This is a genomic window from Amphibacillus cookii, from assembly GCF_016908375.1.
Taxonomy (GTDB): Bacteria; Bacillota; Bacilli; order Bacillales; family Amphibacillaceae; genus Amphibacillus_C; species Amphibacillus_C cookii.
Genome location: NZ_JAFBDS010000007.1, coordinates 73774 through 98481 on the forward strand (window position 1 = coordinate 73774; position 24708 = coordinate 98481).

Annotated in this window: 18 protein-coding genes; 17 read left to right on the forward strand and 1 reads right to left on the reverse strand. The window is 39.3% G+C overall.

Going from position 1 to position 24708, the window contains the following annotated elements; all coding sequences use genetic code 11:
• The first annotated feature begins 16 nt into the window (after positions 1-16).
• From mgtE to JOE23_RS11200, 7 genes are all read left to right on the forward strand, one after another.
• A complete protein-coding gene (gene mgtE / locus JOE23_RS11170; RefSeq protein ID WP_204438439.1) occupies positions 17-1384 on the forward strand; it encodes a magnesium transporter in 1368 nt (455 codons plus the stop codon).
• A gap of 686 nt (positions 1385-2070) precedes the next feature.
• The gene (locus tag JOE23_RS11175) at positions 2071-2616 is read left to right on the forward strand and encodes a manganese efflux pump MntP (RefSeq protein ID WP_204438441.1); all 546 of its coding nucleotides are present in this window, start codon (positions 2071-2073) and stop codon (positions 2614-2616) included.
• A gap of 302 nt (positions 2617-2918) precedes the next feature.
• Positions 2919-3254, forward strand: a complete 336-nt coding sequence (locus tag JOE23_RS11180) for an ArsR/SmtB family transcription factor (RefSeq protein WP_204438443.1) — start codon at positions 2919-2921, stop codon at positions 3252-3254.
• Between the two features lie 55 nt (positions 3255-3309).
• A complete protein-coding gene (gene arsD, locus JOE23_RS11185) occupies positions 3310-3684 on the forward strand; it encodes an arsenite efflux transporter metallochaperone ArsD (protein ID WP_204438445.1) in 375 nt (124 codons plus the stop codon).
• Positions 3685-3704: 20 nt separating this feature from the next.
• On the forward strand, positions 3705-5450 hold the full coding sequence (gene arsA / locus JOE23_RS11190) for an arsenical pump-driving ATPase (protein WP_204438446.1): 1746 nt from the start codon (positions 3705-3707) through the stop codon (positions 5448-5450).
• Positions 5451-5468: 18 nt separating this feature from the next.
• On the forward strand, positions 5469-7112 hold the full coding sequence (locus JOE23_RS11195; protein ID WP_204438447.1) for an FAD-dependent oxidoreductase: 1644 nt from the start codon (positions 5469-5471) through the stop codon (positions 7110-7112).
• Positions 7113-7333: 221 nt separating this feature from the next.
• Positions 7334-7924: a GNAT family N-acetyltransferase gene (locus tag JOE23_RS11200; protein ID WP_204438448.1), complete on the forward strand. Its 591-nt coding sequence runs from the start codon at positions 7334-7336 to the stop codon at positions 7922-7924.
• A 116-nt stretch (positions 7925-8040) separates the two neighbouring features.
• Here the strand turns inward: JOE23_RS11200 and JOE23_RS11205 are convergent, their stop codons facing one another.
• Positions 8041-8394, reverse strand: a complete 354-nt coding sequence (locus JOE23_RS11205) for a SpoIIAA family protein (protein WP_204438449.1) — start codon at positions 8392-8394, stop codon at positions 8041-8043.
• A gap of 156 nt (positions 8395-8550) precedes the next feature.
• Here JOE23_RS11205 and JOE23_RS11210 point away from each other — a divergent pair, with 156 nt between their 5' ends.
• The 10 genes from JOE23_RS11210 to JOE23_RS11255 all read left to right on the forward strand — a co-directional run bounded on the left by JOE23_RS11210 (position 8551) and on the right by JOE23_RS11255 (position 24703).
• A complete protein-coding gene (locus JOE23_RS11210) occupies positions 8551-11325 on the forward strand; it encodes a glycoside hydrolase family 3 C-terminal domain-containing protein (protein ID WP_204438450.1) in 2775 nt (924 codons plus the stop codon).
• An 810-nt stretch (positions 11326-12135) separates the two neighbouring features.
• A complete protein-coding gene (locus tag JOE23_RS11215; protein ID WP_017472961.1) occupies positions 12136-12429 on the forward strand; it encodes a WXG100 family type VII secretion target in 294 nt (97 codons plus the stop codon).
• A 68-nt stretch (positions 12430-12497) separates the two neighbouring features.
• A complete protein-coding gene (locus JOE23_RS11220; protein ID WP_204438451.1) occupies positions 12498-12749 on the forward strand; it encodes an EsaB/YukD family protein in 252 nt (83 codons plus the stop codon).
• Between the two features lie 60 nt (positions 12750-12809).
• Entirely contained in the window at positions 12810-14027 is a 1218-nt protein-coding gene (gene essB / locus JOE23_RS11225; protein ID WP_204438452.1) for a type VII secretion protein EssB, read from the forward strand.
• Positions 14028-14037: 10 nt separating this feature from the next.
• Positions 14038-18513 (forward strand): type VII secretion protein EssC, encoded by a 4476-nt coding sequence (essC, locus tag JOE23_RS11230; RefSeq protein ID WP_204438454.1) that lies wholly within the window; start codon positions 14038-14040, stop codon positions 18511-18513.
• A complete protein-coding gene (esaA, locus tag JOE23_RS11235) occupies positions 18513-21476 on the forward strand; it encodes a type VII secretion protein EsaA (RefSeq protein WP_204438455.1) in 2964 nt (987 codons plus the stop codon). Before essC ends, esaA begins: the two co-directional genes overlap by 1 nt.
• Positions 21460-21939, forward strand: a complete 480-nt coding sequence (locus JOE23_RS11240; protein ID WP_204438456.1) for a type VII secretion EssA family protein — start codon at positions 21460-21462, stop codon at positions 21937-21939. The genes esaA and JOE23_RS11240 overlap by 17 nt, the downstream gene beginning before the upstream one ends.
• A gap of 28 nt (positions 21940-21967) precedes the next feature.
• Complete coding sequence (locus JOE23_RS11245) at positions 21968-22399, forward strand: YwqH-like family protein (RefSeq protein WP_204438457.1); 432 nt, start codon at positions 21968-21970, stop codon at positions 22397-22399.
• A complete protein-coding gene (locus JOE23_RS11250) occupies positions 22399-22662 on the forward strand; it encodes a DUF5344 family protein (RefSeq protein ID WP_204438458.1) in 264 nt (87 codons plus the stop codon). Before JOE23_RS11245 ends, JOE23_RS11250 begins: the two co-directional genes overlap by 1 nt.
• Positions 22663-22903: 241 nt before the next feature.
• On the forward strand, positions 22904-24703 hold the full coding sequence (locus JOE23_RS11255) for a T7SS effector LXG polymorphic toxin (RefSeq protein ID WP_204438459.1): 1800 nt from the start codon (positions 22904-22906) through the stop codon (positions 24701-24703).
• The last annotated feature ends 5 nt before the right edge of the window (positions 24704-24708 follow it).

The window sequence follows — 24708 nt, forward strand, 5'->3', positions numbered from 1 at the left end:
TCATGGAGGGGTTATTGTGGAAAAATTTAAAAATGATGTTTGGGCTTACTTGGAAAACAGAAAGATGGACGAACTAAAGAAAATATTAAATCAAGCTGAAGACATTGAAATATTGGATTTATTAAGAACATTCTCAGCAGATGAAAAAGTGCTTATCTATCGTTTGTTATCAAAAGAAAAGGCTTTGCTTGTCTTTGAGCAGTTAGATGTCTATTTACAGCAAGAATTATTAGCATCATTCACTGAAGAGAAAGTAAGTGAATTAATTAATGAACTTGCGCCAGATGATCGGGTCAGATTATTAGATGAATTGCCGGCGAAGGTAACTAAAAAGCTAGTCGCCTCATTGTCACCCGAAGAAAGAAAGGAAACCGCACTTTTGATGGGCTACGAGGAAGAAACAGCAGGCAGAATTATGACCACGGAATATGTAAGGCTTAAAAGAAGTTATACAGCAGCCGAAGCAATAGAAAAACTACGTGTCCATGCGCAAGATAAAGAAACGATTTATACGATTTACATTACTGATGAAAGTAGAACATTAGAAGGGGTCGTTTCTTTAAAAGAGCTTGTTATGGCTGCGCCAGAACAAAAGCTTGAAGAGATCATGCATAAAAAGATTATTAAAGTATCTACGGACACAGACCAAGAAGAGGTTGCTCGGACGCTACAAGAATTAGACTTATTAGCTTTGCCTGTAGTAGACAGCGAAAGCCGATTAGTCGGGATAATCACCTTTGATGATGCGATGGATATTCTTGAAGAAGAAACGACCGAAGATATATTTAATAAAGCAGGTTTGGCAGATTTAAATAGTCGAGAGTCTGATCGTAGTGAAAGATTAGTCAATGGCTCTTTGTTTCAAATATGGAAGGTCAGGTTACCTTTCTTAGTGATTACCATGATCGGTGGACTAATGGCGGGTGTAGTTATAGAAGCTTTCGAAGAAGCGCTAGAAGCGATTGCTGCTGTTGCCATTTTTATTCCGGTTATTATGGATATGGGTGGTAATGCTGGAACACAGTCATCGACGATTTTTGCCCGTGGATTAATTTTAGGAAACATCAACACAAAGAAATTTATAAAACATCTAGGAAAAGAAACACTCGTTGGATTAAGTATGGGGGTCTTGGTTGGTATTGCAACGGGAATTATCGCATCTACTTGGCAGGGACTTCCTGAGTTAGGGATCGCGGTAGGCTTAGCCTTGGCTATCACGATGACACTGGCAACCACATTAGGCTTTTTTATTCCATTTGTTCTATTTAAGCTTGGTACTGATCAAGCTGCAGGTGCAGATCCAATTATTACAACGATTAAAGATATTTCAGGATTATTAATTTATTTTATCTTGGTCACACAATTTTTAGGTTATCTTTTATAAAGATTTAATTAAATGAGAGGTGAGGCATCTAAATGGCGAAAACCTTCAGATATGATGGTCTACTAAGGTAGCCTATGTAAAGTTTAGAAGCCTGTGTCTTTTAGTGCTAAACCTCGAACATCGGTTTAATTAATAGATCTGCTGATGATAGGGATGTTATCTGCACGGCTATTGATCAAATGCTAAGCGACTCCTTTTGGGGGTCGCTTCTTTTCCATGTTAAGAAAGTGTTGAATTTAAATAACTCAAATTTTCACCCACTGAAAATAGCCATTCAACCTTGATCGTGTTCAATAGGCTTGTGGACATTACTTCTGCATGGATGTATCGCATGCGACCTTCCCATACGTTTAGCACGTTATGTCGTTCCGAAAAGCAAGGGATTCGCTTTTCGCGGGGATGGCTTCAGCTAACTTGAGTCGCAAAGCTCACGCCTCAAGTGGATCTTCAGCTCATCCTATTCCCGCAGAAGTCTCACCCCTTGCTTATCTCCACTTAGACGGGTGGTTCATACTGAATGCGTAAGCTCAACCGCACGAAATAAAGCGAAAGTGCGAAGTCTAAGAAAACGAACCCATTTGAGTGAACGTGATTTTTTGATCGATTCTTTTTCGTATATAGCGCGATGACAAAGAGATGACTATAATGATAGAAGGAAGTATTTTTATGTATGAGGAGCAGAAATAATGACACTCGGACAAATGCTTTTATTAGCAGTTTCTTCAAACCTAGACGATTTGGGTGTAGGCTTTTCATTGGGGTTAAAAGAACGTCTTTGCAATCGTAGCATCACTGTCATTGCACTGATATCAGCTGTTACCATGATGGTTGGCTTACTTTTGGGAGAGCAAGCATCTGCATTTTTAACAGCAGATACAGCAGCCTATATTAGTGCGTCTGTTTTTATATTATTAGGTGTTTGGTTCGTCTGGCAAGGGATAAAATCAAAAAACACAACATTTGACATTAAAACAGCCGTAAAAAGGGGCACAATCAAAAGAGCGATCATTTTAGGGGTTGTTTTAGGCATCGATTCGGTAACCTTAGGCGTATCTGCGGGACTTGTTCATTACCCTATATTTTTAACTAGCTTATTTGCAGGGATAACGAGTTTTTTGTTTATTTGGGCGGGGTCTAAATTTGGAAATAAAGTTTCAATAGGATTTATTAGTGAAAAGTCAGACTTCATAGCTGCGTTATTATTATTCTTTCTTGGCTTATCTCACCTTTAGCATGAAGTCAATTAAGCCCAACTAATCCGTTAATAACATTTCTCAAATGTATAGTGCTTATCGTGGATAACCGCCGGTAAAACCCTCGCTTCTAAATAGATTAGCAGGGCTCATCTATTTAGCTGTGAGCTAACGGGCGCTCATGTCCTCATGCACGCAACGACCCATCAGTGGGAGAAGAAAGAAAACGCCCATTAATGGGTCATTTTATTAAGTTTCTGTAAATTTCTTCGGAATCTTTGCAACTATATAGATAATCATTTATATTATATATAGATGACAATCTATGTAAGGGTGATGTTATGAATAATCAGTATGTGGCTTTTGCCAAACTATTTAAGACATTAGCTGATCCGAATCGATTAAAAATCATTGATATTTTATCATGTGGTGAAAAATGCGCTTGTGATATTTTAGAGGAATTCGAGTTTACACAACCGACGTTGTCCCATCATATGAAAGTATTAATCGATAGTGGATTAGTGGATAGTCGAAAGCAGGGGTTATGGAGTTTCTATCGGTTAAATCCTGTGCAAAGTCATCAAGTTAAACAGTTTTTGACTGAGCTTATCTCAGAGACAGATACTTGTATTTGCCATGGTCAGGCGGTTTGTCCAAGTTTAGAACAGATGCGTTGATCAGAAAAGTGAATGTGTAACGAGATGATTAATTGAAAAAGGAGCGTGTTTAATAATGAGTAGAATGGTGATTTTTGAACCAGCAATGTGTTGTGATACTGGAGTTTGTGGTCCTTCTGTTGATCAAGAATTATTAAGGTTGTCAACAGTTCTTAACAATTTACGAGAAAATGGTGTGCTAGTAGAACGCTATAACTTAACGAATAACCCACAAATTTTTGTCGATAACCGGACAATTCATTCGATTCTCAATCAAGAAGGTGTGGAAGCATTACCCGTGACGATGGTCGATGGCGAAGTGGTGAAGAAACAAGCGTATCCAAGTAATGAAGAAATTTGCCAACATTTAAATCTGTCAACTTCATACTTGCAAGCGAAATTTAATGTGATAGCTGATGATTGCGGTTGTAATGATGGCTCTTGTTGTTAAAAGATTGGAGGATCGATAACATGAAGGCTTTTAATCCAGCAGATTTGCATTTGACAAAGTACATCTTTTTTACCGGAAAAGGGGGCGTAGGGAAAACGTCAACAGCTTGCGCAACAGCAGTTGCCTTGGCAGATGCCGGGAAAAAGATTATGTTGATTAGCACAGATCCTGCTTCAAACCTTCAAGATGTATTTGAAACAGAACTGAATAATAAAGGCGTAGCGATCGAAACTGTTGCTAATCTTGTCGTCGCTAATTTTGATCCCGAACAAGCCGCTAGTGAGTATAAAGAGTCGGTTGTTGGGCCATATCGTGGTAAACTCCCTGATGCCGTGATTGAAAATATGGAAGAACAATTATCGGGTTCATGCACAGTAGAAATTGCTGCCTTTAATGAATTTTCAAATTTCATTACTGATGAGCAAGCAGCCAAAGATTATGACCATATTATTTTTGATACTGCGCCAACTGGTCATACGTTAAGGCTGTTGCAGTTGCCTTCTGCGTGGAGTTCCTTTATTAGTGAAAGTACGCATGGAGCATCTTGTTTGGGACAGTTGTCTGGCTTGGAGGGAAATCAAGTCATTTACCAGCAAGCCGTCGAGAATTTAGCTAATGAAGCCTTGACCACACTGATTTTGGTTACACGGCCTGAATTACCTCCATTAAAAGAGGCTGAACGAGCAGCAAAAGAGTTAGCGGAAATCGGGGTGGTCAATCAGTGGTTAGTTGTGAATGGGGTGTTGACTGACTATCAAGATCAGCTATCGATTGCTCTTTTTGAAAAGCAGCAAAAGGCACTTAAACATATACCTAATCAATTGAAAAACTTGCCCATTTATCAAATTCCATTACGTTCATACAACGTAACTGGCTTAACGAATGTTCGTGCCCTATTAACAAAAGATCGAGCCGAGGATAAAAATCCAGGACCACCTATTGAAGTGCCTCATTTGGAGGGTGTAATAGAGGATTTAGCAAATACAAATAAGCAGGTTATATTTACGATGGGAAAAGGTGGGGTAGGTAAAACGACAATTGCCGCGACGATTGCTTTAGGTTTAGCTGAGCGTGGTAAGAAGGTGCATTTAACAACGACAGATCCAGCTGCACACCTTCAGTATGTGATCGAAGATAGTGATCATATCCGCTTAAGCCATATTGATGAACAAGTCGAATTAAAAAAGTATCAAGAAGCGGTTTTAATGAAAGCCCGTCAAACGATGAAAGGTGACGATCTTGCTTATATTGAGGAAGATTTACGCTCACCTTGTACGCAGGAGATTGCTGTGTTTCGTGCGTTTGCTGAGATTGTTGATCAAGCTGATGATGAAGTGGTCGTTATTGATACTGCACCAACTGGTCATACGTTATTATTGCTTGATGCAACGGAGAGCTACCATAAAGAAATTGAACGGACGCAAGGGGATACGCCCCCATCTGTTAGCCGTTTATTACCAAAGTTGAGAGATCAAGCACAGACAGCTGTTGTGATTGTGACATATCCAGAGGCCACCCCTGTCTATGAAGCAACACGATTATCTGAAGACCTGAAGCGTGCAGGAATCACGCAAAAATGGTGGGTCATCAACGCAAGCCTCCAAGCTACTCAGACCACCCATCCCATTTTGAAAGCAAAAGCAGGCAGTGAATTAGAATGGATGAATCGAGTGGCTAAACTTACTGATGGACATTATGCAGTGGTGAAATGGTTTGCTGATGATCTTAAAGGAGAACAATTAAAGCAATTAATTTACTCATCTTAACAATGGGAGGATCAAAATATGAAGTTAGTCGTAATCGGTGCTGTTGCAGCAGGAACTTCAGCTGCTGCAAAAGCACGTCGTAATGACGATAATGCAGAGATTGTCGTTTATGAAAAAGATCAAGATATTTCTTATTCAGGTTGTGGTTTGCCATACTATATTGGTGGTGAAATTGAAGATATTGATGCGTTAACCCCAAGGGATCCTATCTTTTTTAAGAAAAAATATAATATTGATATTTTTACAAGACATGAAGTGGTCAACGTTGATCCAAAAGAAAAAATGGTTACCGTTAAAAATCTTGCTACCGGTGAGCAGTTTGACGACCAGTATGATAAGCTTGTGATCGCAACTGGGGCTTCACCGGTGCTGCCACCAATTCAAGGTGTTGATCATGGGCATGTCTTTGCGCTGCGCCATGTTCAACATGCGCGTGATATTCGTCAATTTATTGAAGATAAGCAACCGAAGTCGGCTGTTATTGCGGGTACGGGGTTTATTGGTTTTGAAATGTTGGAAAATTTAAAGAGTGAAGGTATTGACGTCACCATTGTTGAGAAAATGTCAAAGATTACGCCAAATCTCGATCAAGATATGGCGGAATACTTGGAAGATCAATTAAAGAAAAAGGCTATCACGATTTTAAAAGAAGCGACCATCACGGAAATTACTGAAAACCAAGTGTTTTTGGAAGGTGGACAAGCTTTTGATGCAGAGCTAGTGATTATGGCGACTGGTGTTAAACCAAACGTAAAACTGGCAGAACAAATGGGCGTCAAATTAGGGAGCACGGGTGCTATTGAAGTGAACACAACCATGCAGACCAATGTGCCGGATGTGTATGCGTGTGGCGACTGTATTGAAACATTCTCGATGATAACGGGTAAGGCTGTTTATCGTCCACTTGGATCGACTGCCAATAAAACAGGACGAATTGCTGGTGATGTTTTGTCGGGTGGCACACTTGAATATCGAGGTAATCTCGGCACGAGTATTTATAAATTGTTTGATCTGACGATTGCTAATACCGGCTTAACTGAACAGGAAGCTGAGGATGCAGGGTATAATGTGGTGCTCTCCCATAATATTAAACCGGATAAACCTGCCTATTTTAATGGTAAAGAAATGTGTATTAAATCGATTGCTGATCGTGAGACGGGCCGTCTGCTCGGTGCGCAAATTGTTGGGCGTGAAGGTGTCGATAAGCGAATTGATGTGATCGTTACACTGATCACCTATGGGGCAAAAGCAGAAGACCTTTTCCATCTAGACTTGGCTTACGCTCCTCCATATTCAACAACGAAAGATCCCATTCATTACAGTGGAATGATTTTAGATAATGCAATTAGCAAAGGTAGACCAATCAGGACTTCAAAAGATATTCAAGCACAAATTGATCAACAAGAAGATATTCAGGTCATTGATACGCGCGTGACGAAGCAATACGACACGGCTCATGTTGATTCAGCAGTCAATATTCCACATGCAGATATCCGTGCGAAGCTAGCTGAATTAGACAAAGATAAACCAACGATTACGTATTGTAACAGTGGGACGACAGGTAATGCAGTGCAAAATATTTTATTGAATCATGGCTTTACAGATGTTTCGAACCTGTCTGGCGGCCATAAATTTTATCGGGCAACGAAGAAGGATAAGTAAACCATACGCCTCACGCAGTGCTGAAGAGAAAGTAATTGAGTGAAATCTATGTATCTCTGGCGATTAGATGAACTGGGTTTAAAACAAAATCAAACAATTAACATGTAAGACCCGTATTTGCTTAGAAATAGGCAAATGCGGGTTTTTAAATTATTGAAAATGGTAAAGATATAATGAACGATACGTTTGTTTAAAATTATCCGATAAAGGAGATGATCATTTTGACCGTTTATATAAAACGACATCAAGTCGAAACCGATCATGTCGATCAAGTGATCAACTTACTTTACTCAACCGATCCTGACCTTCACCAACTTGGTTTTGGAAAGAAGTCAAGAGCAATTCTGGCTCAATGTATTGAGAAAGGCTGTAGTTATTTCTCACCCAAATATTTATATGCGGTACGGAGCAATCAGAAATTTGCCGGCATTACAATTTTTTATTCAATTAAGAAAGTTCATGAATTAAATCAGCTTAATAATGCAGTTGTAAAGCAAGCATTAAGTAAATTTGATTATTATAGTAAAAAGCACTTAAATACTAAAATATCCGATTTATTTTCAGGTGAAATTCCAGATGATTACTATTATATTCATTGCTTAGCAATAGAACCGCAATGTCAAAGACAAGGGCTAGGCTCTAAAGTGCTTCAATCCTTAAAACAAAGATATGCTAGATTAGCATTGTACGTCAATGAACGCAACGAACGAGCGATGCGATTCTATTTGAAAAATGGGTTTAGAGTTGCTTATCACGCACAGATGAGACATCGAGGTAAAAGCTATGGCGTTTATTTAATGTTGCTAGAATAATATGAAGTATTTTGCCATATCGTTATTTATGATCCGTCATATTAATCACCGAATGATTAGGCATTCGGCGATTTTCTTGGTTATACTTGCTTAATATCAACCTCTAATTATCGGTGTTACCTCAACCAATGTCTTGCTTCATTCTCCTCTTCTGGTGGAAAGGTTTCAAACTCCATATCTGTTAATGGATCAAGCAATTTTTTAACCGCGTTGGCAATTTTCATATCCGTGACGACGGCATACTTTTCAATTTTGTCTAGATGTTCTTTTGCAAATACAAGTCGATCCTTTAGACCGGATGCATCAGTTAATGGGATATCGTCTAACTTAACTAACAATTTCACTTCACCAAACTTGTCAATGGTATGCTGAATATCCCTTAATAGCATATCATTTTCGGCTTTGCTAATATTTCCTTTAATATGATACTCTAAAATGTTCGCTTCACTTGTGTCTAGTTTTTTTAACATAAGCTTCATTCCTCCTTGCTCACTAAAATACCCAGATATAAAAAAGTTAAAACATCGCTTGTTTTTCATAGATTTTTGCTCTGTTTTTTCATGTTTTATTTGTAATCGCTTTCTGTTACAGTGAGGATATAAGTGAACAGTGGGGAGGAATAAACCGTGACAAATAAATATTTAGGTGTACCACTTGAAGGGTTTGCCAGTTTTAGTCGGAAAGTTGCTGCTAATGGTGCAGTATTATTAAAAAATGACAACCAAACGTTACCGATTCAAAATCAGGAACGCATTGCTGTGTTTGGCCGTGTTCAAAAAGATTATTATCGCAGTGGCACAGGATCTGGGGGAAGTGTGAACGTCAATTATACGACCAATCTTATTGATAGCTTAAGAGAAAAGGCGTCGGTTATCGTTAATGAAGATTTAGCAGCGTGCTATCAATCGTGGATTGCCCAACATCCCTTTGATGATGGCGGGGGAGGTTGGGCTGCGGAGCCTTGGTATCAAAAGGAGATGCCTTTATCAGAAACGGTAGTAGCAAAAGCAGAAGCCACATCAGAGAAAGCGATTATTGTGATCGGGCGTACGGCGGGGGAAGATCAAGATAATGCCAATGCGCCGGGAAGTTATTTGCTCACGGCAGATGAGAAACACATGATTCAATGGGTTACGCGTTATTTTGATCAGGTTGCGGTTGTGTTAAACACATCTAATATTATTGATATGAGTTGGCTTGACGATAGCCCGGTACAAGCTGTCATCTACAGTTGGCATGGTGGGATGGAAGGTGGACGTGCGATTGCGAATCTATTAGTTGGAGAAGTGACGCCAAGTGGTAAGCTCACCGATACGATTGCTCATTCAATAGAAGATTATCCCTCACATATCAATCACGGTAACCAGACGCAAAATATCTATCAAGAAGATATTTATGTGGGCTATCGCTATTTTGAAACATTTGCACCAGAAAAAGTGCGCTTTCCATTTGGATTTGGTTTGTCATATACCACTTTTGAAGCGTCAGATCACTCTGCCCGTACCATTAATAGGGATGGAGTTGAACAGATAGAAGTAGAGGTTACCGTTAAAAATACCGGTCCTCGTTTTGCAGGTAAAGAAGTGATTCAAGTGTATGTCGAAGCGCCTCAAGGGAAGCTAGGTCAACCTAGACGAGCACTAGTTGCTTTCAAAAAAACAAGACGATTAGTACCTGGTGAAGCGCAGAAACTGCTGATTCAGTTTCGAACAGATGCCTTTAAATCCTATGATGATACGGGAGCAACTGGTTATCGATCCGCATATGTATTAGAACCGGGTACTTACTTTTTGCATGTGGGTTCAAGTGTTCGTGATACGAAGCGAATTAATATTAATGGTAAACAAGGTTATTTTATAGAAAAACTTCAAATACTGGAACAATTAGAAGAAGCGATGGCACCGGTTCAATCATTTCAGCGGATAAAGCCAGATCAAGAAAGAGTAAACGGTAGCTTTAAACAGAAATATGAAGAGGTACCGGTTCGGCAAATCAAGATGGCCGATCGAATTAAAGCACGCATGCCAAAAGCGCTGAAGCAGACCGGTGATAAAGGTTTTAAGCTCGAAGATGTTAATGAAGGGCGTGTAACCCTTAACGACTTTATTGCTCAATTATCACATACTGATCTAGCGACGATTGTACGTGGTGAAGGAATGAGTAGTCCGCTTGTAACACCAGGCACCGCCTCAGCATTTGGGGGTGTTAGTGACCAATTGCTTCATTATAATATTCCAGTAGCTTGTACAGCTGATGGCCCTTCAGGCATACGAATGGATAGTGGACACAAAGCGACGCAAGTTCCAATTGGTACTCTTCTAGCCGCCACTTGGGACGAGAAACTGGTGGAGGAACTTTATATATTAGAAGGGAAAGAATTGGTTCGAAATCAAATTGACTTGTTACTGGGTCCTGGTTTAAATTTGAGGAGGCACCCATTAAATGGACGAAATTTTGAATACTTCTCTGAAGATCCGCTCGTAACAGGCGTATTTGCGGTGGCAACAGCAAGAGGGATCAAAAAAGGTGGTGCACAAGTCACACCTAAACATTTTGCTTGTAATAGTCAAGAACATGAACGCAATAAAGTTGATGCAGTTGTATCTGAAAGAGCATTGCGTCAACTGTACTTAAAAGGTTTTGAAATGGTGGTTAAAGAGGGTGAGGCACTAGCGGTGATGACAGCTTATAATCCGATAAATGGGCATTGGTCTGCTTCGAATTATGACTTAAATACGACGATTCTTCGGGGGGAATGGGGCTTTACAGGCATCGTGATGACAGATTGGTGGGCGCAAATGAACGATCCGATTGATGCGGGGAAACCTGATCGGAAATATACCCATCATATGATTCGTGCACAAAACGATCTCTATATGGTTGTTAATAACTATGGTGCAGAAGTGAATGCGAGTCAAGATCTTACGTTGTATGGCTTAGAACAAGGCCAACTGACACTTGGAGAATTACAGCGTTCTGCTGCTAATATTTGCCGTGCTCTAATGAAACTACCTGTAATGAAACGTGAACATGTATTAGAAGATACGGTTGGAAAGATCACACCTATTGATATCGAGACAGGTGATGGTGATTTGCTTCACTTAAATGCGGATGGAATGGTGGAATTTAAGTCAAAACCTTCGATTGTTGTGAATATCGCAGCTCCGGGAACGTATCGCATGTTTGCGTGGGTAAAATCGTCTGGAACCGATTTGGCACAAACAGCTTGTCATATCATGATAAATCACCAAACGGTTGCGACCGTTCAAACTAATGGCACTGATGGAAAATGGTTTAAGCAAAAACTACAGAAAATTGAGCTAGAAGCAGGTTATTATCAACTCGAACTTGAATATAAACCAGGACTCGAGATTAGGGCAATTCAATTTAAGTACATGTAAGATGTAAATACGATAGATTAAAAGAGGTTCTTTGTCAAATGACGTTGGTGAGAATTTTTGCCGGCAATTTTATAGATGCATTTCACAAATATTCAAGTTGGATTATGCTGCTTGAATGTTTGTTTGGTTAGGTGCATTTTGGGCTGATTTCGATTCAATAGATCTTAACTTAGCTATCTACACGTAAATTCATACGGGTTCGGTCAGGAAGTGATGAGACTCCTGCAGGAATAGCACGAGCTGAAGATCCACTCATGTGCGCGTTTGGTGCGCACATGAGTTAGCTGAAGCCGTGCCTGCGGAAAGCGAATCACTGGATGATCGAACCCATTTCTATTTTTAGAGAAATAGAAAAGACGTTAGCGAAAGTCTACCCCCATTTCACAAACGCATGGAATGGTGAATTCTCTTCACCAACGTCAAATAGTATACAACCTTAAAAAAAAGTAGGGCGTTTAAAGTCCTGTATATAAATGATAAGCGAATGATATAATAATAAACAACTGCCTTCTTTTAAGTGTTTTTACTTATAAAGAGGGCTTTTTCTGTTTGTAGTTCAAATGTCTTATGGTGGTGAAATCTGCTTAATTATCAGTCTTTAGTTTGATAAATGATCGAGTCTATTAAGAAATAGTAAGAAAATAGCATATAAAAAATAAATTTTTATGAACGATTAGTCCTAAAAATGAAAAACGATCTGGTTTGAAATCCCTGTTTTTGCTATATTCTATTTTTTTTCGCGAAAATTCATGTAAAATAGAAGCGTGTAAAAGGAATTATATGTATTGACATTGAAAAGGAGTGGATAATATGGCAGGAATGATTCGCGTTACGCCAGAAGAATTAGTCAGCATGTCTAATCGTTATAGTAGTGAAAGTAGTCAAGTCGGTGAACAAATCACCAGATTAGATAATATGATTCAAGAATTAGAAACGATGTGGGAAGGGCAAGCGAGTCGCGCTTTTAGTGAGCAGTATCAATCACTACGACCTTCGTTCACTGAAATGCAACAATTGTTAGAGGACATTTCATTACAATTGAACAGCTCTGCTAAAGCGTTAGAAGATGCTGATCAACAAGTCGCAAGTCAAATTCGCAGCTAAAAATGAATGAAACAGTGAAAGAGCGCTTATCTTTGATGAGGGCTCTTTCCTACATTGAGGTGTTTTAAATGTATGTTGAAATTACAGTTAGTTTAAAACCATTTAATCAACCTGAACTTGATATTCGTTTATCAGATTATCATACCGTTAAGAAAATGATCGAGATTGTCGGTCAAGCAATTGATTCGTTAGATAAACCGAACCCTGCATCTTGGATTAGGGTGATGAATAAGGATAAGGTGGTCACTAGTGATATCAGGTTGGTTGATGCAGGCATTACAACGGGTGATTGTATCGAAATAATCCCTAATCAGACTTAACGCATGAGTCAAAATACATTTTGTATTGGAATTAGATGGTGATCAATAAGGAGAATAACGATGAATGATAAGAACAGAAGTTATCTTGAAGAGAGAATACAGGCAAGTATTGATCAAAAACAAGATCAAGTTATTTTTTCTTTTCAAAAAGAAACGATCAAACTTGATCAAGTAGCTGAAATTAATTTTCTATCATCGATCGATGATGTGGTTAATCGGCAGATTGATATGGGGCAAGATGAATTAAAGATGACCTACCAAATCAAAGCGGGTAGCTATTACAATAATGACTGCGAAGGTTTGACAAGAAAAGAACGAAGTGTAGTTGGCTATCAATTGATTGATAAAATTAAACATCATCACATGTCCAGACTTCATCTTGTGATCAGTCCTGAAAATTTAGTGATTAGTAAAGGCCTATCGCCTTATTTTCTACATTATGGTGTAAAGGAGAGTTTACCACCATATGAAATTGACCATGAACAATGTTTGCTAGAAACAAAGGCTATGCTTGCTTATCTCGTTGACCCGACTTTTACCTTTGAGCGCTATTTAAAACATTATCAAACAATAAAGCTGTCAAAGGTAGCTAAGGATATTTTTTCTGCAAATACATGGTCTGATTTAGAAACAATTCTTGAACAAGTGATGAAGCAAGAGGATCAGCAAGCGGATAAAATCAAACACGTACCCATTAAGAAGTGGAAGGGCTATCGCTATGGCTTATGGTTAACGATAATTTTACTTATACCAGTCTTAATTTACTCATTCTATTCTATTTTTATTATCGGACCTAGACAAGCCAATATTACCGATGCACATAGTCGCTTTTTAAATCAATCGTATAGTGAAGTGGTTTCGACATTGCAATCCTATCAGATGCATCAATTACCAAAGGTTACGCAATATCAATTAGCTTATGCTTATGTGATGACGGAATCTTTAACAGAGGATCAACGGCAAAATATTCGCAATACAATTACCCCACAATCTGATCCGCTTTATTATGAATATTGGATTAATATCGGCCGTGGGGCATCAGAAGAAGCACTCGAAACGGCGCGCTTTATTGAAGATCGCGACTTGATTTTGTATGCACTTATTAAACAGCGAGAGTTAATTAGAGCTGATCAATCATTGGCAAGTGATGAACGCCAGCAACAATTGAATGAAATTGAAACAGAAATTGACGCCTATCAGCGTGAAATAGAAGAACAACAGGAAAGTAGTAATGAATTAGACCCAGAACAAGAAATGACCGAAGATGAGTCAAGCTAGGAGGTGTGACATGGGGATTGTATCAATATATGACCAAGATAAGCTCACCTACTACCCGATAAAAGTTAAACAAAAAATAACTGTCGGTCCCGAGTTGGATGATACGGTGACTTTGGCTGAATTAAATCATCAAGATAGCTTTTCTTTAACGTGTACAGACCAAGGACATTTAATGATTGAGTCAACAAGCTTAGCTGAAACAGTTGAGCTGGAACATGGACAAGAACAGGCAATATCGTGTATCGATGGGGAGGTGCACGTTTATTGGATAAATAAATGGCAGACAAACGCCAGTTATTATGTTGATCCGCTTAAGGAAATTCATCTATTAGAGGAGCAAGCGGATGAGCAACAGGCAACGATTAAACAGACATATCATTCAACTGCACCCCTTACCATTTATCCGAACCAGCAATTAATTAAGCTAAATAACGACGATGCTTATCTTTATTTAAATGGGAAGAGATGTGTTGACCAGATCCATTATCAAGTTGGAGATCAGATCGTGTATAAACGCTTCCACTTAGCTTTTTTTGAAGAGGATGTACTTGAAATAAGGCATCCACATTTCGTCGATATTGAATTAGAAGAGGTGGTTGTTCCACAATCTGAAATGCAGAAGCGCTATCCCGTTTATCGTCGAACACCTCGGATGGTTTATGAGTTACCTGATAACAAGGTGAAATTTTCATTGCCAGGACAAGAACCCGATCATACGGGCAAAAGTTTGTGGATGATTGTTTTACCGCCATTAATGATGCTGATCATTATGTCATTAATTGCGATTTTGATTCCGCGTGGGATCTTTATGTTAGTATCTGTCGTTATGTTTATGACGACATTAGTCACATCAACGGTACAATATTTTAAAGATAAGAAGCTCAGAGCAGAGCGGGAAGAAAAGCGTAAACGGATTTATTCAAACTATTTGGAAGAGAAACGAACAGAATTAGAAGCGGTCTCAGAAAAACAACGCTTTGTCATGCAATTTCATTTCCCAACGTTCGAGCGGATGAAGTATTTGACGGCACAAGTATCTGATCGCATTTGGGAACGGACCCTGGATAGCAAAGACTTCCTTCAATTCCGATTAGGGACAGGGACGGTGCCATCTAGTTATCAAATAACGGTTAATGCTGCAGATATGTCAAATCGCGAGATGGATGAACTATTAGAAGAATCGCAATTATTGGAACGTACATACCGTGAACTTAAAGATTTGCCTGTCACGGCCAACTTAGCTGATGGGGCAATTGGTTTAATTGGTAAAGAAGTGGTATGGAAACGAGAACTGCATCAGATTATCGGTCAACTTGCTTTCTTTCATAGTTATCATGATTTGCGCTTTGTATTGGTTTTTGATGAAAAAGACTACCCGGAATGGCAGTGGCTAAAGCGTTTGCCACATTTTCAATTACCACAGTCTTATGCCAAAGGGTTTATTTATAATGAGCGGACACGTGATCAATTGCTAACATCTATCTATGAATGGATCCGTGAGCGTGATTTAGAAGAAGATAAGGAAAAAATCAGATTTAAACCACATTTTCTATTTATTGTTATTAATCAAGAACTCATTAATGAACATGTTATTTTAGAATATTTAGAAGGTGAACATCACGATTTAGGTTTATCTGTTATTTTTGCAGCTGAAGCGAAGGAAAGTTTTTCTAATCATATCAATACTTTAATTCGCTATATTAATGCGAATCAAGGTGATATTTTGATCGAAAATAAGCGTGCGGTGCAAATCCCATTTACACTCGATCAACACCAATTAAAAGATAATGAAACGTATGCACGCACATTAAGAACACTCGATCATCAAGTAGGGATGACAAATTCAATCCCAGAACGCGTCTCTTTTTTAGAAATGCTTGATATTCAAGATATTAACGCATTACCAATTAAGGAAAATTGGCTTACCAATGCGTCTGCTAAATCATTAGCTGCACCAATTGGATTAAAAGGAAAGAAAGATATTGTTTCACTTAATTTACATGAAAAAGCGCATGGACCGCACGGTTTATTAGCGGGAACGACGGGATCTGGTAAAAGTGAGTTTTTACAAACGTACATCTTATCATTAGCGGTTCATTACCATCCGTATGAAGTAGCGTTTCTATTAATTGACTATAAAGGGGGAGGAATGGCACAGCCGTTTCGTCATATTCCCCATCTATTAGGGACAATCACCAATATTGAAGGAAGTAAAAACTTTAGTGCACGTGCACTTGCGTCGATTAAAAGTGAACTAAAAAGACGCCAGCGCTTATTTGATCAATATCAAGTTAATCATATCAATGATTATACGAAGCTCTTTAAACAAGGTGAAACACGTGAACCGTTACCGCACCTCTTCTTGATTTCTGATGAGTTTGCTGAATTAAAGACAGAAGAACCAGACTTTATTCGAGAACTAGTTAGTGCCGCCCGGATTGGACGAAGCTTAGGTGTCCATCTTATTTTAGCAACACAAAAGCCAGGCGGGGTAATTGATGATCAAATTTGGAGTAATGCCCGTTTTCGGGTCGCGCTTAAGGTGCAAAATGCCGAGGATAGTCGAGAAATATTAAAAAATGCTGATGCAGCAGCGCTGACCGTAACTGGACGTGGTTATTTACAAGTAGGAAGTAATGAGGTTTATCAACTGTTCCAATCTGCTTGGAGTGGTGCGCCTTATCAAGATGAGAGCTCAACGAATGAAGATGAGGTCGCATTAGTCACTGATCTAGGTCTTGTTCCTTTGTCAGAGCTTTCAACCGCCCAAAGCTCTGGTCATGAAGCACGAACAGAAATGGATTTGGTTGTTGATAAAATTGAAGCCGTTCATAAAGAAATGAATTTCGAACAGTTAGCGAGCCCATGGCTACCGCCGTTAGGTGAGCGATTATACTTTAATGACATTGAGCAACCTTCAACACAAGAGCAGCTGATCTTCGCTATCGTTGATGAACCAGAAAAACAAAGCCAGACCCCGATTGGGTATGAACCTATGGCAGATGGAAATATTGGCATCTTTGGTTCTTCTGGCTATGGCAAGACCTATACGATTTATACGCTACTCTTGCAATTTGCTCGTCTTTATCGACCAGATCAATTGCACTTTTACCTCATGGACTTTGGTAATGGTGGGCTTTTACCTTTTAAACAATTGGCTCACACCGCAGATTATTTTTTACTTGATGAAGAAAAGAAATTAAATAAACTCGTTAGCTTAATCCAAAATGAAATGAGTAGAAGGAAAGTGCTATTCCAAGAGTTTGAGGTTAGCTCGATTAAGATGTTCAACCATTTGTCCGAGGAGCCGATTCCGCTATGGTTTATTACGATTGATAACTTTGATGTCGTAAAAGATGAACTGCAAGATTTAGAGACTCAAATCAATCAATTTGCACGAGATGGTCAATCACTAGGGATATATTTTATCATCTCTTCAACGCGTGTCAATGCAGTAAGACAAGCATTGATGAATAACTTAAAAACTAAAATTGTTCATTATTTACTAGACCCGACTGAAGGTTATGCGATGCTAGGTAGGGTGCCATTTGCCTTAGAAAATGTCCCAGGTCGAGCGATCGTAAAAATGTCAGATCCTTATTTAGCACAAGTGGTCTTACCTGTTGGTGGAGAAGATGATTACCAGCAATTAGAGGAATTGAAGGCTGAGATTAAACAGATAAATCATAGCTATCACGATGTTGTTCAGCCAGATCCGATTCCAATGCTTCCGAAAAACTTAACGACGGCGCATTTCAAAGATTTCGTTAAACAAGACGATCGTCCAGGCGTCATCCCAATCGGTTTACATGAAGAGCTCGTGAAGCCAATTATGATCGATCTGAATAAAATCAATCATTGCTTAGTGATCGGCGGGAGCCAAAGTGGTAAGACAAATGTGATGCGTCATATCGTTAATCAGCTACTTACTACGATGTCAGAGCGATTAACACTATTTGATTCAATTGATCGAGGCTTCTCTAACTTGGTTCAAAATGAAAAAGTGAATTATATTGAGTCGAAAGAAGCGATTGAACAGTGGTTAGACGAAACAGAAGCAATGTTTAAAGAGCGAGAACAAGCTTATCTGTCAGCAGTGAGTTCGGGACAACCGTTGCCACAATTTGAAGTGTCTGCTTTTATAATTGATGGGTATGCTCGATTTTTACGGATGGTTGATAACCGTGTTCAAGAACGGATCGTACAACTGCTCAAATCTTATAGTCATTTAGGTTTCCAGTTGATGGTCTCCGGAAATAACAACGAGCTAACCAAAGGCTTTGATCCTTTAACTGTTGAAATAAAACAAGTTCGTCAAGCGATTTTATTAATGAAAAAGACAGATCAAACGTTATTTAATTTAGCATATGAACGGAAAGAACCGGATTTCCAAACAGGCTATGGTTACTTTGTAGAGAATGGCAAAGAAGTCCGGATGCAGATTCCATATGTTGCGACTGAAAGAGAGAAGGTGAGTATATCCTAATGAAAAAGGACATGATTAAATTAATTGCCGCTTTACTTGTGATTATTGCGGCACCTGTTAGTTATTTTATGATGATCGGCGATAACCCGATGCAAGAAAGGCAAAATGCAACGCAAGCCATTGCAGTTGTTAATGAAGATAGTGGTCTGGAAACAGACAATAGTGATATTCGATTAGGCGAACAAATACTTAATTTGTTTGAGGAAGAGTCTTCATATGAATGGCGCGTGTTAGGGAGAAGTGCTGCTGAAAATGGCCTGCAATCACAGGAGTTCGATGCGATTGTTTATATCCCGTCAGATTTCTCGGCTAATGTGATGCGTTATGACGAAGCAAACCCAACAAAAATAAATTTTGATTATCGACTTCAAGATCAATTGAACACCGTGAACGCCCAACGCGCCCAACGCGAAGTGGAACGTGTGATTAATCGAACGAATGATAGTATTACCGAACTGTATTGGTACTATGTGTCAACGGATATGGAAGACGTTCGGGACCAGTTTGATCGGATCTTACAGGCAGAATTAGACTTCCAAGAGACCATGCTTGCTTTCTATCAGCCGAGTTCTGAAGATTTAGCTACTCAAATTACAGAACAACAAACGATGATCAATGGATTACAAAGCTCAATTGAAGACATGACCAGGCAACAAAATGATCAGGAACAGCTCATTGATCAAGTGACCGATCAATTAACGCAATTTATTGACTATGTTAATGCGTATGAGGATTATCAAGAACAGCAACAGCAATTACTAAGTGATATTCAAGCTGATGCCATTGCACAAATTGATACAGCGACAGACAATCAATTACCAACCTTTCAACAAGCACAACAATTGTTAAATGATCATCAAACAGAAATGATTGGTGATATGGGAACATTAGAAGATAATATCAAAAAAAATAAGGAAGTATTTTCAAACTTAGAAACGTTCCGATACCAGCATGTTGGTACGCAAACAGAAGATCTTTTTAACCATCAAAGCCGTGTTTTGGATTATTATCAACAACTTGTCGATACAACGGCTTTAAATCGCTATCAAGATGAGATCATCAGCTTGCGAACAGTGCTAGGCGAAGAGGATCAATTATTAATCCTCGATCCCCCTGATGACAATCCAATTCTTGAAGAAGGGGAAGAAGGTCAAGATGGAGGAGAGCAAGAAACAGAAGAAGATCAAGAGCAAGATGAGCATGAAGACCCGGATTTGCCATCCTTTGAAGATGAGTTAGCGATGCTTGAAGATGTTGAAGAACAGATTGAGTTGATGCTAGATGTGATTGACAATCAATCTGAACCATTGTCTGACCCGCTACTTGAACTGCAAGGCCATTTAGAGGCGATGTTAGTCGATATACAGCAGATTCAAACGACGTTAACAGAAAAAGACGACGCACAATTGCTTGTGTTGCAACAAATTGAATCACTTACACGGGCAAATCAAGCATTAGTAGAGGAACTTGAGCAATTAAGTGGTGCGGAGGAAAGCTTACGCGAGGAAAAGCAGCGCTTAACAGAATATGCTGACGCTCTACTTGATGTCAATCACCAATTACGTGAACAACTTGATTATTATGTCAGTGGCTTAACAGATATTATTGAAGAAATTGAAGCGAAAGAAGCGTCGATTTTAAGATCAAACCAATTGTCGAATCGTAGACGGCAAGCATTAAGTGATCTATTTGATCAGCCCTTGTATACAGGCCAAGTTATTGATCTATTAAGCTACTATGCTTACCTTGATCAATATCAAGCGGTTTTAATACGGATGGGTAATGATAATGAAATAAAAACACGTGTCATGGAAAATCCAGGTTTAAACAATCAAATGGATCAGATTTTGCGGGTGACGAATAGAGAACAACGATACTGGGATACATTGTCAGATGATTTACCGACGACACACGATGGTTTGATGGCATTAGAAGATCGCTTCACGCAATTTATGGCCGACTATAAACTGGTGATCGAAGAAAATCAAGCGGATTTAATAGAAAGTTTAACAGAGGTAAGAACAGATGCTGAAGCAATTTTACAACAAATTCAGCAGCCAGAGACACAATTAGGCAGTCAAACACCTACACCAGAAACAGGAACAGCGCATGAGCCGATTGTTCAAAATCAATTACAAATTAATGATCAATTCGGCTCGATTCATGCTTGGTTAGATGTGACTGAAGATAGTCAATCAACGATTACAGCATACACGGATGACTTACAACGTGAGGTCACATCTGTTCAAAGTGATGCAGATACATTAAATCAAAAGTGGTCATCTAATGTAGAAACAACAGAATATGTTCGAGATGATGTGTTTTCAGTATTAGGGAATACATTTGTTGATGGACAGTCAAATGATGATGTTTATGATTTTCTAGCCCGTCCGCTAGAATTAACGAATTCAACAACCACTCAGCGTACAGAATCACGTGTTCCACCAGTGGTGATCCTGTTTGGTGTGTTGTTAGCAAGTTTATTAATTGGTTATTTGAGCTACTACTTTACGATGATGCCAACATGGTTAAGAGTGACACTCTTTGTTTTATTAAATACGCTCGTTGGTTTTATTATTAGTATATTTGGTTTAAATATTTATCAATTAGCCGAATCTAGCATGATTGAATGGACAGTGTATACGATTTTATTATTGTTTGTCAGTTCAGCCATGGTGACAGTGGCATTCACGTTGCACCGCTTGTTTGGTTGGTTTATTGCGGTAGGTATGGTTGGATTTTTTGTCACACCATTATTAGCACTAACGACCCCGAACTTTAGTTTCACCGATCCGATGTCACGTGTGTATATGTCGATGCAATATAGTGGCCGTTCCTTATTTCCAACAGCCATGATTGTTTTATCATTATTACTTGGATTATTAGTTACTGCCCAAATTTTCATTGAACGTCATCGACTGATCAACAATGAAGAAGGTAGATTAGATGAACAAACCGCTTAGATTATTAGGCTCAATGTTATTGATAGTCACGATGTTGTTTATAGCGTTACCTGATTTACAGGCGAATGTAGATTTTAATTTTGACCATTTAACCCCAAACCAGTATGAAGGACGAAGAGAGCGGACGACGGAGTTTATTCGTCGTCGTGATTCTCAACCGATTGGTGAAATATCAGAAGAACAGAGATTATTGTCTTTTGAAGGGAATATTAGGTTTGATCAAGACACGGTAATTGATCAGCTTTTCCTTTCTTCGACGACAGCGACGCATACGATTACCAATCAAGCACTTGAATTAGACCTGTTTAATGAACCGGTATCAGCTATTGCCCAGCAACCTACTAACGAAGTGGATAGCGATGCGCCTTCCTTCTTGTTATTATTGGCAACTGCATCCATCTTATTAATAATTGGTTTAAGTGTGATTCTTTATATTTATTACAAATCGACAGCACAAGATTAATCTTATGACGAATAAAGGAGTGGTAAATATGAGTTTTTGGTCTTCGGTAAGTGGCTTGCAAAACGAAATCAATTTAAGAACAGACAATCTTGATGAAAGAATTGAACGACTAGAGCAAGCTAAAAGTCAGATTCAGACAGAACAAGATACGGTCTTAGAAGAAATTAAAGAGTTAAAGAAGCCGGACTTACAGAATAGTTGGGTAGGTGATCGAGCGAATCAATTCGAAGAACAGCGAGAAGACGTTTATCAAGTAATGCTGTCGATTGGTAACCACTCTTATGATCTATATCAATCAACGATCCAATCAAAAATCAATTCACTAGAATTACAACGTTCAGGGTTGAGTGCATTAAACAATATTGCCAATGAAGTAAATCGACTACTCGATTTCGGTGAAGACGTTTACGATGAAGTTTCTAGTAAAATTAGTCATATAAGAAGGGAGCTTTTCTTCTAATGCCAACGATACAGCTGAATCATCAACAAGTTGTTGCGAAAATTGAACAATGCAAACGCGATATAGAAGCATTTTCGGTTAAAGCTCCACCTAATTCTAAATTAACGGGTAATCATTTAAACTATGCTGAACAATTTAAAGAACGTGAGCGCGATATTAATGATTTAATTAATATCTACTTAGAAGTGACTATGTATAACCTTGAAGACACGAGGGCAAATATTGATTTAATCCAAGAACAAGACGCATCGATCATACGGTAGTATATTATCGCAGCTAACCGTCCGTAAACCGCCCGCCACAAAATAGAAGGCCGAGATAAATTTAGTTAGGCGAGCGGTAACGGACGCTCATGTCCGAATTCACTCGGGCCAACAGGATGTTGGTCACACAAGCGTTTTCGCACGACGCGAAGACGTTACTTGTGTTCCATCAGTTGGGGAAAACGAAAACACCCACGTTTTGAAGGTTCGTTATATTTTCTATCCAAGTGAGGTTAATCCGATGAAACAGTTAAATGCAGAGCGATTACGTGATACAATGGAAGCAAGAGTCAAGCATTACCAAGATTATCGAGATCAATTTGAACAGCTTCGTCAATCCTTTGAAGAAATCGTCAATTTAGATGGATTTGATGGCCGCGGGGCTGAAGCGATTAAAGGTTTCTATCAAGGACAAATGGATGTGATCGATGCTTGGTATCGTTTTATCGATCATCAAATTGCCTTTTTTGAAGGGGTATCAGGTACCTTATCTGACTTTGAATTAGGCGATCAAACAAAGGTAGATAGCCAGTTTTTGAGTGAAGATCTTGCCCAACGTGAAGTCCAGGCAGATGAAATGGTCAGTGATCAACACCAAACATTAGAACAGATCTTTAGTGAGATCGAAGACATTATGACCCTCCGTCCGTTCTCAAGAGATGGATTTGACGAACAGATGAGCGAGTTGCATGAGAAGCGGGTGGAAACGATTGAGGCGGTTGAGGATGTCGATCACATCTTAGCCGAAGACTATGAGTCCTCTTTAGTCGAACAGCAATTTATGGTGGCATTATTTGATGAACTCCTGTTAGCAACGATGCAAGGTGGTGACGTATCAACGATCCACTTTGATGCCAACGCTTATCACAACAGTGAGGTCTACAAAAATATTGAGAATGCGGAAACCTACACCGCCGAATATCTCGCCCACAAACAAGAACAAGCCCATGCAAGAGAACTGCAAGATCGTGCGTGGTATGAAGTGCTTTGGGACGGAACGAAAACCTTTGTCGGTGAAGTGACCGGCTATTACGACACGATCCGCGCCTCGACAGGGGTCGATCCGGTTACTGGCGTCGAATATACTGCCGGACAGCGGATCGCGTACGCAGGTTTAGCCGCCGCTGGCTTTATCCCATTTGTCGGTTGGGCAGGCAAAGCGATCAAAGGTGGCAAAGGCATATACGCCACCGCCAAAGGCGTCAAAGCGGTTAATACAAGCTTAGATATCTATAAAACAGCCAACGCCTTTTCGGCGATTCAAAAGGCAGAGATGGGGCTTTACGGTTTAGCTGCCGCCAATGGCTTCTCCGAATATATCACAGGCAAAGATGTTTTTGGTAATGAATTAACAGCCGAACAGCGCAGTGCGAGTCTTGGCACCGGAATCGCCGCCAGTCTGCCATTCGCACCAAGCATCTTCAGCCAAAGCAAATACCTAGGCAAACAAACGATGCAGAAAATCGGCAATATGAACCTAACTAGTGGTTCAAACAACATGTTTAGGTCATTCGGTGAAAAACAAAGCGGTCTACAGAGATGGCTTGGCAACCGTCAAGTCCAACCCGCCTTCGCTGGCAATGTCCCAGACGTGCCGATGCGCGTGATGGATAGTGGGCATATTAATAAGAAGTTGGATGTTGTGTATTCGAAGCGTGTTGATGGTGGGAATGTTGGTAAGGTTACGGGTAATGCTTTAGATGGGGTCAGAATAATAAATAAAAAATATGCAGGAGAAGTCTATAAACTAAGTGGTGATTTAGGCAAAAAGTATCCTGAAGGTGTCAAGTTTTCTAAAGAAGGTTTTCCTGACTTCAGTCGGTATTCAAAAGCTAATTTAGAAATAAACGGATTAATCGGCGACCATTATTATGATTTCAAAAAAGCTAATGAGGCATTAGGTCTCAAAAATACTCCAGCAGGATATACATGGCATCACGTAGAAGATGGAAAGACAATGATGTTGGTTCCAAGTGATATTCATGGAGAAGTAAGACATACTGGTGGCGCTTCATTGATTAAAAAAGGGCTTAGACCATAGAAAAA

Excerpts from the sequence above, each read along its gene's own strand:
- arsA (WP_204438446.1), top strand. The coding sequence starts at position 3,705 with ATGAAGGCTTTTAATCCAGCAGATTTGCATTTGACAAAGTACATCTTT.
- JOE23_RS11250 (WP_204438458.1), top strand. The coding sequence starts at position 22,399 with ATGCCAACGATACAGCTGAATCATCAACAAGTTGTTGCGAAAATTGAA.
- JOE23_RS11245 (WP_204438457.1), top strand. The coding sequence starts at position 21,968 with ATGAGTTTTTGGTCTTCGGTAAGTGGCTTGCAAAACGAAATCAATTTA.
- JOE23_RS11195 (WP_204438447.1), top strand. The coding sequence starts at position 5,469 with ATGAAGTTAGTCGTAATCGGTGCTGTTGCAGCAGGAACTTCAGCTGCT.
- essC (WP_204438454.1), top strand. The coding sequence starts at position 14,038 with ATGGGGATTGTATCAATATATGACCAAGATAAGCTCACCTACTACCCG.
- JOE23_RS11180 (WP_204438443.1), top strand. The coding sequence starts at position 2,919 with ATGAATAATCAGTATGTGGCTTTTGCCAAACTATTTAAGACATTAGCT.
- essB (WP_204438452.1), top strand. The coding sequence starts at position 12,810 with ATGAATGATAAGAACAGAAGTTATCTTGAAGAGAGAATACAGGCAAGT.
- JOE23_RS11255 (WP_204438459.1), top strand. The coding sequence starts at position 22,904 with ATGAAACAGTTAAATGCAGAGCGATTACGTGATACAATGGAAGCAAGA.
- arsD (WP_204438445.1), top strand. The coding sequence starts at position 3,310 with ATGAGTAGAATGGTGATTTTTGAACCAGCAATGTGTTGTGATACTGGA.
- JOE23_RS11220 (WP_204438451.1), top strand. The coding sequence starts at position 12,498 with ATGTATGTTGAAATTACAGTTAGTTTAAAACCATTTAATCAACCTGAA.
- JOE23_RS11240 (WP_204438456.1), top strand. The coding sequence starts at position 21,460 with ATGAACAAACCGCTTAGATTATTAGGCTCAATGTTATTGATAGTCACG.
- JOE23_RS11205 (WP_204438449.1), bottom strand. The coding sequence starts at position 8,394 with ATGTTAAAAAAACTAGACACAAGTGAAGCGAACATTTTAGAGTATCAT.
- JOE23_RS11175 (WP_204438441.1), top strand. The coding sequence starts at position 2,071 with ATGACACTCGGACAAATGCTTTTATTAGCAGTTTCTTCAAACCTAGAC.
- esaA (WP_204438455.1), top strand. The coding sequence starts at position 18,513 with ATGAAAAAGGACATGATTAAATTAATTGCCGCTTTACTTGTGATTATT.
- JOE23_RS11215 (WP_017472961.1), top strand. The coding sequence starts at position 12,136 with ATGGCAGGAATGATTCGCGTTACGCCAGAAGAATTAGTCAGCATGTCT.